Origin of the sequence: Flagellimonas maritima (assembly GCF_003269425.1) — a bacterium.
Lineage (GTDB): Bacteria > Bacteroidota > Bacteroidia > Flavobacteriales > Flavobacteriaceae > Flagellimonas > Flagellimonas maritima.
In genome coordinates, this window is record NZ_CP030104.1 from 758,092 (window position 1) to 771,367 (window position 13,276).

The window sequence follows — 13,276 nt, forward strand, 5'->3', positions numbered from 1 at the left end:
TTTCAATTTAAACGCCGCTAAATGCGCTGAAACCTCCATCAATTGGTATAATTACACCTGTCACAAATGAGGCTCCCTCTCCACAAAGCCATAATGTCGCCCCCACGATATCTTCTGGATTTCCGTAGCGGCCCATAGGCGTATGGTCAATTATCGTTTGCCCCCTAAGGGTCAAGGAACTATCTTTGTTTGTCAACAAGTTTCTATTCTGATCTGTAAGAAAGAAACCTGGTGCCAGAGCATTGACCCGTATTCCGACCTTTGAAAAATGGACCGCCAACCACTGTGTGAAATTTGAGACCGCTGCCTTTGCACCGCTATAGGCAGGTATCTTTGTCAAAGGGGTAAAAGCATTCATTGAGGAAATATTCAAGACACTGCATCCTGACCTGCCGATCATATCCTTAGAGAATACCTGCGTTGGCAAGAGAGTTCCAATAAAATTTAGGTTGAACGTAAATTGAATACCCTCCATCTCCAAATCAAAGAAAGTCTTGAGATTACTTAAAGATAAATCTTCTTCTTCTAAAAAGGGATTGCTTGTAGTTCCCGAAGGATGGTTGCCTCCAGCACCATTGATGAGGATATCGCATTTGCCAAGTTCTTTTGATACTCGTTTATGGGCAGCTTTTAAACTGTTTATATCAAGTACGTCCGCCACCACACCAATTGCAGCACCCCCCTTTTTATTGATTGTCTTGGCAACCTCTTGTGCAACCTCTTCCTTAAGGTCCAAAACAGCTACTTTAGCGTTTTGTGCTCCAAGAGATCGTGCCAGAGTACTACACAATATACCGCCGCCGCCGGTAATGACGACCACCTTATTTTTCAATTCCCTATATTTAGTATCTTCCATGTTTTTGGATTTTTCCAAGTCATCAGTAGTATAAAATAATTGAATACCTTATAAAGAGTGTACTTTATACACAGATATAAAAGTAGCATTATTTAATTTAATCGGAGCACGTAAAACCATTTTTTTTATGCGCTTATTTTAAAATATTTCCTTAATGGTAGAACAAGAAAAATTGAAACGTATTCAAGTAGATAGAAATTCCTTTGAATGTTCTATAACCACCGATGTTGCAGTTTTTGGCTTTATTGAAAATTCTCTAAAAGTACTCCTGATTAAACGCTTATCTGGATATTTTATGAACCATTGGTTGTTGCCCGGTGGTGTTATGGAAGCCGACGAAACTTTAGATGATTGCGCTAAAAAAGTACTTTACCAGCTAACGGGATTTCGTAATATCCATTTTGAACAAGTCAAAATATACAGTGAGCTGGAAAGGCATCCCCTTAAAAGGGTAATCACCCAAAGTTTTTACGCGCTTGTAAAACCTGAAAACCACTCTTTAGTAATTGGCGGGAACGTTGAACGTATTTCTTGGTTCGATATAGACAGATTACCAGAGAAAATAGGCTATGACCATAGGCAAATTATTCATGATGCCAACTTAAACCTGCAACTTAACTTAAGGGAGAGACTTATTTTTGGAGAACTGCTTCCAAAAACTTTTACCCTTGCGGAGCTTCAAAATTTATACGAACGTATTCTTAAAATAAAATTGGACAAACGAAATTTTAGAAAGAAAATTTTTCAAATGGATGTTCTAACAAGTACTGGCGAGAAAAAACCAGGGGTTAAAGGAGGGCCTTTACTTTATAGATACAAGAATGGTAATGTATGCGAATAATTATTTGTAAAAAAAGCAAAGAATATGAACTAATTTCTAAGTGAAACGGAATCATATCTGAGTGTAATTCAATTGGTTTATGAATTGCATACAGATATTTAAAATTAAAACTAGAACCAGAACTAAAAACTGGCTTTACACATAAGGGATAATTTAAAAGTCATCAAGTTTATTATCTAAGTTTTATAATATCGCATATCGCAATATGGAATATTTACGAATACAAATAGCTTCCAACAGATGGGACTTCAAGATGTTGCCGTACTGACAAATCTAATTGCCGTAGATGATTTTAACTGAATTTAAGTGGCACTTGTAGGAATGCCCTATATGAGCCAATCAGAAATCAGTAGTTTAATACCCAGAGGTCTACATACTCGGGGGCTTCTTAGTGGTATTTCATAAACATCTAAGTGCAATATTCCGTGGTATGTTAACCGCCCATAGTACTCCGCCTTGGGATATGGCAATTGCACTTTAATGAAAGTCACCTATTCGGTGACCACAAAAAAGCCAATACTCTAAAATGCCAACAGACCAAGTCATTAAAAGTTAGGTTCGGGAGTTTATAATTCATAAAAAATGTACCAAACAAAGTGTATTTTCGATACTAATAAAAAATACCTAAAATGAGACCATTCGCTAAACTATAATCCATTTCAGTAAAACTGTGCTCTAAAACGGCCGATTTAAAGGACATCAAGAATTTCTCCCATTTATTTCTTTTAATCGGTGATTCTTCCATGTTTTCAAGGTTATTTGTCAAAAGCAAAAGGCCTTCCGCCACCGTCAGAAGACCCTTTTCATTTTCAACATGTTCTATGCAATCAATTTCCCAAAAGGACCCCATCAATAATATGAATAAAGCCGTTGGTGGCTCTGACATCCATTTTGGTGAGTGTAGCCGTCCTTCCCTGCGGATCGGTTAAGGTGTAATTGTAGCCATCCATACCAACTTCCAGCTCATCGGTCAGTGTAAGAATTGTTTCCCCCAACGCACTTGTAATGTCCGAGCCTTCAAATTCCGTAAAGGTAATGGCATGTACTTCAACAATGTCCTCCACGATATTGGCCCCAAGTTGATTAATACTGGTAAAGTTACCGCCAGAGTTATTATTGATTTCATAAAAGAGGTTTTCAAAAGCCAGGTCCGTAGGAACGAGCATGGTATATTCTGGAGCGGTTGATAAATCAGCTTTTATGGTAGACCCCGCTTCACCCTCGGCGATGGTCAATGCCTGTTCCATAATTTGAAATTCCGGATTCGCTGCAATAAAAGTGGCAAGGGTAGGAACGGGAACCACATCATCCACGATATAAACAATGCCATTGTGGGCATCGGTATCCGATAAAACCGAAGCAACCCCATTTAAAATGATATTCCCCTCTGTGACATCGAAAAACATATCCATTTCTTGTTGCGTATTTGTTGTAAGAAACCCCAACCCTTCACCTTCAAGAACCTCACGCGGAGTGGTTTCCAGAGTGACATGATTATGGATAAATACGGTCAAAAAGTCCATATGGTCAAGGTTTTCTGTGTTGACGAACTCTATCCCATCAAAACCATTCTCCAACAAAAAAGCATCAAAGGTATTATCGGTGGGTACGAAGACACTGAAGGAGTCGGCTTTGGTGATTAAGTCGGAATCATCATTTTAGATATCCCTCACATTGGGTAATTTTTCAAAAGCTGCGGTAAAATTTTTAAGTCAGGATGTGATGCTATAATTTCATACAGTGTTGGTCCCTGTCCTGGGCTGGGTTCTCCCAGCCCCAATAGCACACTGTTTATGATATGCAGTATTCCGTTTGATACCCTGATATCGATACCGACGATACGGGCAATCCTGTTTTGCGTGTCGGTCAATGTGAGTATATCATTCTCCTTTCCCACGGTCAAAGCAATGTTCATGGTGTTTATGGTTGAACTGCCCATAGCGTCCTCAATTTCATTCGCATCGGTTATCGGGTTGAACACAAAGGTTTCCCACAACCTCTCCACAGGGGAATACAATATTCGCAGGGCACAATGTGAAAAAGGCTTGGACCTGTTGGCCGAACGGTTCGGCATTGACAGACCATTTAGAAACGTCACCAAAAAAATGCTCGATGAGACCAAAGACGAACTTGGAGCCCTATTGCATAAACGCTATTCCTATGTCGTTGAGGAAATAGATAGGGTCTTGGAAGCGGTCGGGGCACTCAAGGAAAATAATCTGGAGGTATTGGGCAAGCTTATGTACAGGACCCACAAAGGTCTTAGTGAAAAGTACGAGGTGAGCTGCCCCGAACTGGATTTTTTGGCCGAACTTGCCGAAACAGAACCACAAATCCTTGGAGCGCGGACGATGGGCGGGGATTTTCGGGCTGTACATTAAATCTTATACATATGGATGCCATAGAACCGTTTGTCAAAAAAGCTTCAAAAGCCTATAAAGATGAGTTCGGTATCGAGCTGGCCCATTTCCAGACCGTTCCGAGCCAAGGGACCTCACTAGTAAATGACACGTTATGAAGCTGGAACTCAACGAACATCCCCATAGACGGCTCAATATCCTTACGGGGGAGTGGGTCCTGGTCTCGCCGCACCGTACAAAAAGACCATGGCAAGGGAAACAGGAAAAAACGGGACAGGAAAAAAAACCGAACTATGATCCGGAATGCTATTTGTGCCCTGGCAATACAAGGGCCAATGGAACCGTGAACCCTCAGTACAGGTCGACCTATAGTTTCATCAATGACTTTTCTGCACTTTTACCGGACACGCCCGCCGATATCGTTAAGGACGGTCTTTTCAACGCAAAAGGCGAGAATGGTATATGCAAGGTCATCTGCTTTTCACCTGATTATTCCTTGACACTTCCCTTAATGGAAGAAAACGATATCGGGCAAGTGATAGCCCTTTGGTAAAGGGAATATCAACTTTTAGGGGAAATGGAGGGAATAGCACATGTACAGATTTTTGAGAACAAAGGTGCCATTATGGGGTGCAGCAATCCGCACCCACATGGCCAGATCTGGGCATAATGTTCCGTTCCCCAAGAAGTCGGGAAAAAAACGGCACACCAGTTGGCGTATTGGAAAGAGCAGAAAAGAAGTTTATTAGGGGATTACATTGAACAGGAACTACAACGCATGGAACGGGTGCTCTTTCAGGATGACCATTTTATTGCGGTGGTGCCCTACTGGTCCGTTTGGCCATACGAGGGAATGATTGCCCCAAAACGACATTTGGCGCACATTGGTCAGCTCAATAACGATGAAAAGGCGAGTTTTGCAAAGGTCATCAAAAACGTGACAACCAGATACGACAATCTTTTTGGGACTTCTTTTCCCTACTCCATGGGCATCCATCAATCGCCTACGGACGGTGTCGGACATCCCGAATGGCATTTCTACATGTCCTTCTATTCGCCCTTGCTGCAATCGGCATCGGTATAGAAGTTCATGGTCGCCTATGAGATGTTCGCCAACCCGCAACGCGATATAACGGCGGAACAGGCGGCGGATATATTGAAAAAACTTCCTACAACGCATTATTCCAAATACACCATAGTGTATGGCAACGATTAAGATATTTCCAGTTTAGCGAACGTTTCCGTATCTACGGTCTCCAAAGCACTCAACAATAGTCCTGAAATTGGTTCTCGAACAGCTGCAAAAATAAAGGTAATAGCACGAGAAGTAGGGTATATCCCTAACAGTGCGGCAGTGGCATTGAAAAAAAGCGCAACACATCATATAGGAGTCATCGTACCCGAAATATCGAGCGAATTCTTTCCAAAATCGGTACAGGCGATAGAGACAAATGCGAGCAAAAGAGGGTTTAAGAGCGTACTTTGTTTTTCAAGGGATTCGTTTACGACCGAACATGAGATCGTTCAAAATTTTTGTAATGGAAGTGTGGACGGCATTATAATCTCCATGTCCAAGCAGACCCAGCAACTAAGGGAGTACAAGCATATCCTAAGCCTGATGGACCAAGGGATTCCCATTATAATGGCAGATAGGAAATGTGGCTCGATTGAATGTGAGAAAGTTTGTATCAATGACTTTGAAGCATCGGAACATGCCGTGGAACATTTGATAAGTACGGGTTGCAAAAACCCTGCATTTATTTCAACGATTCCCAAGACCAATGTAGGAAAGGAACGAAAAAAGGGATATAAATCCGCACTCCGAAAAAACTTCATGAAACCAGTACTAAAGAAATGGTGTTGGAACTTAACGGATATAGAAATTTTGACCGTGAACTGGATGCTTTTCTGGAACAATACCAAATTGATGGGATACTGGCAGCCGAGGAGCTCACGACAATAAAGGCAATAAACTTTATAAAAAAGAAGGGACTTCGGATACCTGGGGATATATCGGTCATAGGTTTTACAGATGGGCAGCTATCACAAAATTCCGATCCTTCCCTAACCACGATAAGCCAAAATGCGAACATCATGGGAGCTATTGCGCTAAAGAGGCTATTGCGACAAATAACCCGAAAGACCACCAAACCGCAAAACCAAAACCAAACGATAGTAAAACACAAATTGATCTTGAGGGAATCGACAAGAGATTTTTATTGATTTGGAATCTCTAAGATTGCGGGATAACTCTATTAAACTTTCATATGTGTGCCAAACCGAATTTATATATGCATGTAGAAGTATACAATTCATTTGGTGATAAAAGTGTAGATGGAAAGTTTGGGTTGTTGGGTGAGTCGGGAAAGTGCTGGGTTTCCAAACACAGTGCTCCACGCTTTATAAATGAATTGCCATTTTTATCTGCAGATAAAAAATTTCCAGTATAGAATTGAATACCCGGTTCGTCAGTATGTACCTCTAAAGTGCGCCCACTGCTGGGTTCTATAACCTTAGCAGCAAACTGTGGCTTAGATAGATTTTTCTTTTCTTTTTTCAAAACATAACAATGATCATAACCTTGGCCAAATACAAGTTGTTCATTTTTATCATCGATATTTTTACCAGTACGTTTTGGTTTTCTAAAATCAAAAGGAGTTCCTGCCACGCTGGCTATATTACCTTTGGGTATCATTGCATCATCCACAGGTATATAAGATTCAGAGTTTATTTTCACCACATGATTCTCTATAGTACCAATTCCTGCTCCTTTAAGATTGAAAAAGGAATGGTTCGTAAGATTTACGTGAGTAATTATGTCCGTGAACGCCCTGTATTGAATGATTAATTCATTCTCATCCGTTAGAGTGTATGTAACCGTTATATTTAGGTTTCCTGGATAACCATCTTCCATGTGGGACGAAACACCGAAAAATTCAATTTTATTTTCCTTTAAATGTTTTATATCCCATGTTTTGGAATGGAATCCATTTATTCCACCGTGAAGATGGTTTTCACCCTGATTGATATCCAACTTATATACTTTACCTTCAATAGAAAATTGACCGCCTCCAATCCTATTTCCGTACCTTCCAATAAGTGCCCCAAAATAGTTTGGTTCGTTCCTGATATATTCTTCAGGGTTTTGATAGCCTAATACGATATTTGTAAAATCACCATTTTTATCAGGAACTCTTAAAGAGGTTAACCGTTGACCATAAGTAATGAAACTGGCACTGAGACCATGTTTGTTTTTCAGTGTGTGTATATTCACTTTGAGTATATAAATGCCATAGAGCGATATCAACTTCCCAATACCACTTCTAATCCTATTGATGATTGTTACTAAATTAATACTTAATACCTAATATCAATAGGCTATAAGCTTGGAAAATAAAGCAACACTCATACATTCTCAAAACACGTGTTGCTCAATGTTCTAAAAATGAATTTCAATTAATTGCAAGAATAGTTATGGAATTCTTCCAAGTGGAAATAGTTAATGAAAATTACGAAGGTTGAAATTATACTAAAAGCTCATCAAATTAAACTTGAAAAATCGAAACACCACACATAATATTGTATTTCGTACAGATATTCCTTGATGTGTTAACGTTGAAGAAAGCAAATGAATAAATTATAGTGCCAATTTCTTCAATTTCATAACTTTCTATACTCTAGTTTTACTAGGATTATAATCAGGATTACGTTGGGGAAACCTTGCGTTTAATTCTAGAAGTACTGAATCCATTGCTTTTTTCATCTCTTGAAACTTTTTTGTCTCCTCTTGGGACAAATCGTTCGATTCAGCAATATCATCCTTTAGATTGTATAGTTCATATATATTCCTTTCATAGTGAGCTATTATTTTCCAATCACCTTCCCTGTAAGCGGTAGAAGGCTTACCCCCTTGCGGACTATAATGTGGTAAATGCCAAAGAATCCCACGCTTAGGTAAAGTGCCGCCCTCAAACAAAGGTACAAGGCTGACACCATCGGAAGTTCTTTTTTCAATGCCGACAACTTCCATAAGGGTATTGAAAAAGTCTTGACCCACTACCGGTGTTGAATCCAACTTGGCTTCATTGATTGCAGAAGGCCAACGTACCAGCAAAGGTTCGCGAATACCACCTTCATAGACATACCCTTTTCCTTCCCGAAGCATTCCATTGTCCGTGGGGGGTGTATGTTTTGCGAAGGCAGGGACTTCTTCCACCGACAATCCACCATTGTCAGAAGTGAAGATGACAATTGTATTCTCATCAATATTCAGTTCACCAAGCGTCTTTAAAATTCGACCTACATTGATATCAATACTTTCTACCATTGCCGCATAGTGGATATTAGGCAATAGGGATTCATCAACGGCACCCCGCTTTTTTCGATATTTTTCAACCAAACTGTCTTTGGCCTCAATGGGTACATGGGGCGAATAGTAATTGAGGCTCATAAAAAAAGTTGAATCCTTTTTTTTAGTGATATAATCTATAGCTTGATTTGTCAACACATCAGTAAGGTAATCCCCTTCTTTTGAAGTATTTTGAATCTCTGGTTTTTCACCTGGTGCAAAAAACGGATAGAAAAAGCTCTGCGGAAGTCCATTCCAAGCACCTGCAATGTTCAAATCAAATCCACGATTATCGGGCTTGAATTTTCCACCACCAAGGTGCCATTTCCCTATAAAGGCTGTATGATAATTTTTTTCTTTCAACGCTTCAGCAATAGTTTCGAACTCTAAATCCAATTGTTGTGCGATGGACGGCGTCTGGAGTTTTTGATTAGGCCCTGCAGGATGGTTGCCATGGATGTGCTCCGTAATATTAACTGTGATAGGATGTAATCCTGTTATCAAGCTTGCCCTCGAAGGGCTGCAAAGTGGTGCTGCAGCATAGGCGTCGGTAAATCGAATACCTTCGGAAGCCAATCTGTCCAGATTTGGTGTCTCAATAAAATCATTCCCATAACAGCCCAAGTCATACCACCCAAGGTCATCAGCGACAATCATGATAATGTTTGGATTCTCGGATATTTTTTTTTCACTACACGAGATGAATAAACATAAAAACAGTGTCGTTTTCAAAAAAGTCTTGTAGCAACGAATAATCATTATGGACTTTGATTGAGAATGTTACACGGCTAAAAGTAGTGAAGCGTAAACGAAGTTGCATCATGTACTCTCCTGTATCATGGTGTACCATATGCTACAGGATACTTTTCAAAGAATAAAGCAGGAATTTTAAAGTCTAAACTCCTAGACTATGAAAGTTTTATTCAGAAATGTCATCTCGGTATTTCTATGTTTTTATCCTTTGCTTTTGATTGCCCAAAAAATTACTGTGGACAACACTATGCCCAGATTGGATGAAAAAGGCCAAATTGTAGATGCGCATGACGGTAGAATCATTCAATTTGGTGACCGCTACTATTGGTATGGTACCGCTTACGGCGATACGAATGGATTTACCACAAAAAACCAGTATGTATGTTACAGTTCTTCCGATTTAAAGAACTGGAAAAGTCATGGCCCCTTATTGAAAAATCAGCCTATTGGAGTTCACTATCGTCCTCATGTGATCTATAATAAAACAACAAAGAACTATGTGCTATGGTACAATTGGTACCCCAAATTATGGGATGGTCAGTTCGGAGTGGCCGTTAGTAAAAACCCAGAGGGGCCATTTACTATTGTGAATGACAACACTTCCATGGCGCATTCTGATATTGGCTTGGGGGACCTGGGGCTCTTTGTAGATAAAGACGGTACTGCCTATGTCAGTTACAACACCATTAAAGACCATCAAGTTTCTGTAGAAAAGCTTTCCGATGATTATCTGTCGTCCACTAAAGAGAATGGAGGTTTTATAGCCAAGCACATGGAAGCTGGTGCCATGTTTAAGAGGAATGGCAAATATTATCTACTTACAGACTATACTTGTTGCTTTTGCAATTATGGTTCCGGGGCACGGGTGTATATCTCAGAAAACCCTATGACGAGATATAAACTTAAAGGAAACATAAATCGTTATCCTGGCAAATTTTCAGGTATTTTGAATGATGGTATTGACACCGGTACGCTATACGAAACCTTAGCTAAGCATGGGGATGCCTTCGATGCTGTGGAAATTAGGCTTGAAAAAAATGTAAGAGTAAATGCCTTGAATATTCACTTGTTCACTGGTAATCGCCGGGAGAATTGTGGCGATGTGAGCAATCCACGAGTGCATCCTAAAATAGAGGTTCCTTCTTTCAAGGTTTTCAAAAAAGCAGATGGCGAATGGTCTGAGATGAAAATCACCTCGCAAAACATTCAGAAAAGTACGTTAAAGAACGGGCTAACGTTAACATTGGAAACCACAGAAGCCAATCACCTTAAAATTCAACCATTCACTATCGATTATTCCTTTGATGAAGTATATGTTAATGAGGTGGAAATCATGCAAAAAGACAACCATAAAACTAAACGGGATGATTTTGAGGTCTTTATAACTGGTAAAAAAATCAGGCCACAACCTATTATTCCCGCACAACAGACCTACGTTATGAAATTGAATACGGATAAAGGTGAAGAATTTATATGGATGGGTGATCTATGGGGTTCGGCTTCAGATAACATTAAGGGGCATGATTACCAATATTGGAGCAAACCTTTGGAATTTTACGAGGATGGCTCAATTAAACCTATGAAGTGGCAGCACACCTGGTCGGTAGAAGCCAAAAAATAAAGGCTAGGTCAACTGGTTCCCAATACCGATTACGATTGTGGAAACAATCAATATGGCTAGGCCAACGCTCAATATCAGAGTGGCTTTTTTGCTTACGCCCTTCCACTCTTTGGTGATTAAGCCCCACATTGTACTAAAAATGATAATAAAAGCCATATGCAATGTCCAACTGGCAAAATCATGCTCACTCATTTGTGTGGTTCCCATACCGTAAAACATGAATTGACAATACCAAGTGCTGCCTGCAACGGCGGCGAAAAAATAGTTTATTTTTAATGGTGTTGTCTTGTTACTATAATCTTTATAGCTCTTCTTTTTAATATTCAAATAGCCACACCAAATCAAATTGGAAGTAAACCCCCCTGCAAGGATAACAATAAAAACAGGGCCGTTTTGCCATAAGACCGGAGCATTGTTCTGAATGGCCAGTTCCGAGATGTGGCTTCCCGCGGCAATCCCAAAAGCAAAGCAAGCACTCATTATACCGGCAAACATGGCGACGATAATTCCTTTTTTGAGGTTGAATTCTTTAACACCCTTTTGTTTTTCTTCATCAGATAGTTCTCTGTCCTTCAGAATCCCAGCCCTGCCGCAAATCACGATTCCGACAAGACAAATACCAATTCCTATTAACACTACCTGGCCTGAAGTGGTTTGCAAAAGCGAATTAAATTTCCCTTCATGGATAGGAGGTATTAAGGTTCCAAAAGCTGCTGTAAGTCCCAAAGCCAGTGCCATCCCCAAAGACATTCCCAAATAACGCATGGTCATTCCAAAGGTCAACCCCCCAATTCCCCAAAGCACTCCAAATAAATAGGTCCAAAACAGCGTAGAAAATTCCGCTTTGGATAAAATAGTCAGAGTTTCCGGTACTGTAAGCAAGGAAACCACCCATGGAACGATCAACCAAGCAAAAAAGCCATTGACTAGCCAACCACTTTCCCAAGACCATCCTTTAATTTTTTTAATAGGAAGGTAGAAAGAGCCCGCAGCAAAACCTCCGATGGCATGAAAAACTATGCCTAATACTGAATTTATCATGAAATGATATATATGAAGCGATAGGTTCCCGTACCCTTAACAAATGGTGACATGTCTGACGCTTAACAAATTCGCAATTTTGCCAATGGTTGAAGATTTATGCCCTACGCCTATTGCACAATGATGTGATGGCCCGGCCATTGACCATTGATTTATAAAATCCCTTATGGAAATTGGAAACCTGTATCGAGAATTTGTATTTCCGATCTGCAGTGTTAGGCCATCAACGGATTCGCCTTCTGCGGTCAACAAATAGATTTCTCCTATCCTGTTTTGGCATACTGACAGCAGTGTTACGGGACCACTGGCAACTTTCATCTGAATGGACAATCCTTTACCTGGCTTTCCATGGTATACAGGTACAGGGACCAATCCAACTTTCCCTTCAGCTATGGTAAAATGTGCAGGGCCATCATGCCCAAGGAGAATGACATCATCTTCAAAATCCATCGCATAAAACTCTGAAAAAGAGCCTCCGGCTCTTAGAATATCCATAATTTTCATGGCCTGAACATTCTTGATTTCCAACTCTCCAGCAACAGGTATATTTTTTCCTGTAAGGGCAGTAAAACCCGGAATCAAGGAAGTGACAACATCTTCATAACCAGGGTCTCCATCTCCTTCATAATAATATGCCAATGAGCCAAGTTGAAACTTCTCCACTAGCTTATCCAACGCTACCGATGTTTGTGCCGCCCGTTTCAATTCGTAATAATCGCAATCCTTTGATACTTTAAACAGTGTATTGAACTCCTCTATTTTTTGGCTTATTTCTTCATTCGAGACCTGTTCCCGTAGATTTTTCAACGTGCCAAACTCCAAAATCTCAAAGTGGTTTCCAAAAACAACAGCCTGTTGGGTCAAATCACTATAGACGTCCAACATGCCATTATAATAGTGCCCTAAAACTCCTACACGAGTGTTGCTCATGGTTTTGACAACCATAACGGCATCAACATATTCCTTGATTTCATTCCACACATAATTTTCCTCCAAATAACCAGAAACCAGGTAAAAGTCAATACGAGCCCTATTAAATACGCTTGAGATCTCCGGGACAACGCAACTTTGGCAATAGGCCAACCATTCACCTGTCATTTTACCCCTATCTCCCATCGCATTGATTTTTTTGTAATCAATGGCTTTTTCTGGTTGAAGGTTAAGCACTATGATCGGTACCTTGGTCTTTTGCACTACGGGCAACACGTTATGGGAAAGCGCGTAGGTAGAAATGAACAGAAAAATACAGTCAACATCACTTTTATTAAAAAGAGTAGCTGCAGCATTTGCTTTGTAAGGATTATCAACCATTCCAGCATCAATGACTTCTACTTCAAACCCTTCAATTCTCTTCTTTATGATATTCTGATATCCAATCAATCGTTCTCGTAACCCTTCAAACTGCCCCCAGTACGTATCCAAGCCAATACCAAATAATCCTGTTTTAATCATTACG

The 13,276-nt window shown here is 40.1% G+C and carries 12 protein-coding genes and 2 pseudogenes; 7 read left to right on the forward strand and 7 right to left on the reverse strand.

Annotated elements, in window-relative coordinates:
- Nucleotides 1-7: 7 nt before the first annotated feature.
- On the reverse strand, nucleotides 8-856 hold the full coding sequence (locus HME9304_RS03305) for an SDR family oxidoreductase (RefSeq protein ID WP_112379709.1): 849 nt from the start codon (nucleotides 854-856) through the stop codon (nucleotides 8-10).
- A gap of 154 nt (nucleotides 857-1,010) precedes the next feature.
- On the opposite strand from HME9304_RS03305, the gene HME9304_RS03310 reads away from it, so the two are divergent.
- Nucleotides 1,011-1,697, forward strand: a complete 687-nt coding sequence (locus tag HME9304_RS03310) for an NUDIX hydrolase (RefSeq protein WP_112377240.1) — start codon at nucleotides 1,011-1,013, stop codon at nucleotides 1,695-1,697.
- Between the two features lie 827 nt (nucleotides 1,698-2,524).
- Here the strand turns inward: HME9304_RS03310 and HME9304_RS03320 are convergent.
- Nucleotides 2,525-3,277: a fasciclin domain-containing protein gene (locus tag HME9304_RS03320; protein ID WP_112377242.1), complete on the reverse strand. Its 753-nt coding sequence runs from the start codon at nucleotides 3,275-3,277 to the stop codon at nucleotides 2,525-2,527.
- 89 nt (nucleotides 3,278-3,366) lie between these two features.
- Complete coding sequence (locus tag HME9304_RS03325) at nucleotides 3,367-3,612, reverse strand: fasciclin domain-containing protein (protein WP_112377243.1); 246 nt, start codon at nucleotides 3,610-3,612, stop codon at nucleotides 3,367-3,369.
- On the opposite strand from HME9304_RS03325, the gene HME9304_RS03330 reads away from it, so the two are divergent.
- The 5 genes and pseudogenes from HME9304_RS03330 to HME9304_RS17275 all read left to right on the forward strand — a co-directional run bounded on the left by HME9304_RS03330 (nucleotide 3,611) and on the right by HME9304_RS17275 (nucleotide 6,280).
- Entirely contained in the window at nucleotides 3,611-4,078 is a 468-nt protein-coding gene (locus HME9304_RS03330) for a galactokinase (RefSeq protein WP_112377244.1), read from the forward strand. The genes HME9304_RS03325 and HME9304_RS03330 overlap by 2 nt on opposite strands.
- A 133-nt stretch (nucleotides 4,079-4,211) precedes the next feature.
- A pseudogene (locus HME9304_RS03335) lies at nucleotides 4,212-5,273 on the forward strand (UDP-glucose--hexose-1-phosphate uridylyltransferase).
- A 3-nt stretch (nucleotides 5,274-5,276) separates the two neighbouring features.
- A pseudogene (locus HME9304_RS17270) lies at nucleotides 5,277-5,390 on the forward strand (LacI family DNA-binding transcriptional regulator); the annotation flags it as partial.
- Nucleotides 5,391-5,411: 21 nt separating this feature from the next.
- Nucleotides 5,412-6,020: a substrate-binding domain-containing protein gene (locus tag HME9304_RS03345; protein WP_112377245.1), complete on the forward strand. Its 609-nt coding sequence runs from the start codon at nucleotides 5,412-5,414 to the stop codon at nucleotides 6,018-6,020.
- A complete protein-coding gene (locus HME9304_RS17275) occupies nucleotides 5,912-6,280 on the forward strand; it encodes a substrate-binding domain-containing protein (protein ID WP_112377246.1) in 369 nt (122 codons plus the stop codon). The genes HME9304_RS03345 and HME9304_RS17275 overlap by 109 nt, the downstream gene beginning before the upstream one ends.
- A gap of 40 nt (nucleotides 6,281-6,320) precedes the next feature.
- Here HME9304_RS17275 and HME9304_RS03355 read toward each other — a convergent pair whose 3' ends face one another.
- Complete coding sequence (locus HME9304_RS03355; RefSeq protein ID WP_206170495.1) at nucleotides 6,321-7,331, reverse strand: aldose epimerase family protein; 1,011 nt, start codon at nucleotides 7,329-7,331, stop codon at nucleotides 6,321-6,323.
- A 396-nt stretch (nucleotides 7,332-7,727) separates the two neighbouring features.
- A complete protein-coding gene (locus HME9304_RS03360) occupies nucleotides 7,728-9,062 on the reverse strand; it encodes a sulfatase (protein WP_164674743.1) in 1,335 nt (444 codons plus the stop codon).
- A 253-nt stretch (nucleotides 9,063-9,315) separates the two neighbouring features.
- On the opposite strand from HME9304_RS03360, the gene HME9304_RS03365 reads away from it, so the two are divergent.
- Complete coding sequence (locus HME9304_RS03365; RefSeq protein ID WP_112377249.1) at nucleotides 9,316-10,779, forward strand: family 43 glycosylhydrolase; 1,464 nt, start codon at nucleotides 9,316-9,318, stop codon at nucleotides 10,777-10,779.
- Between the two features lie 3 nt (nucleotides 10,780-10,782).
- On the opposite strand, the gene rhaT is transcribed toward HME9304_RS03365, so the two are convergent.
- Together rhaT and HME9304_RS03375 are read right to left on the reverse strand one after the other, a co-directional pair.
- Nucleotides 10,783-11,820: an L-rhamnose/proton symporter RhaT gene (rhaT, locus tag HME9304_RS03370; protein WP_239023380.1), complete on the reverse strand. Its 1,038-nt coding sequence runs from the start codon at nucleotides 11,818-11,820 to the stop codon at nucleotides 10,783-10,785.
- 36 nt (nucleotides 11,821-11,856) lie between these two features.
- Nucleotides 11,857-13,272 carry an L-fucose/L-arabinose isomerase family protein gene (locus HME9304_RS03375; protein WP_112377250.1) on the reverse strand — a complete coding sequence of 472 codons (1,416 nt, stop codon included), beginning with the start codon at nucleotides 13,270-13,272 and terminating at the stop codon, nucleotides 11,857-11,859.
- Between the last annotated feature and the right edge of the window lie 4 nt (nucleotides 13,273-13,276).

Coding starts and splice junctions, on each gene's coding strand:
- HME9304_RS03375 (WP_112377250.1), bottom strand. CDS start 13,272: ATGATTAAAACAGGATTATTTGGTATTGGCTTGGATACGTACTGGGGG.
- HME9304_RS03310 (WP_112377240.1), top strand. CDS start 1,011: ATGGTAGAACAAGAAAAATTGAAACGTATTCAAGTAGATAGAAATTCC.
- HME9304_RS03360 (WP_164674743.1), bottom strand. CDS start 9,062: ATGATTGTCGCTGATGACCTTGGGTGGTATGACTTGGGCTGTTATGGG.
- HME9304_RS03330 (WP_112377244.1), top strand. CDS start 3,611: ATGGTGTTTATGGTTGAACTGCCCATAGCGTCCTCAATTTCATTCGCA.
- HME9304_RS03325 (WP_112377243.1), bottom strand. CDS start 3,612: ATGAACATTGCTTTGACCGTGGGAAAGGAGAATGATATACTCACATTG.
- HME9304_RS03365 (WP_112377249.1), top strand. CDS start 9,316: ATGAAAGTTTTATTCAGAAATGTCATCTCGGTATTTCTATGTTTTTAT.
- rhaT (WP_239023380.1), bottom strand. CDS start 11,820: ATGATAAATTCAGTATTAGGCATAGTTTTTCATGCCATCGGAGGTTTT.
- HME9304_RS17275 (WP_112377246.1), top strand. CDS start 5,912: ATGGTGTTGGAACTTAACGGATATAGAAATTTTGACCGTGAACTGGAT.
- HME9304_RS03305 (WP_112379709.1), bottom strand. CDS start 856: ATGGAAGATACTAAATATAGGGAATTGAAAAATAAGGTGGTCGTCATT.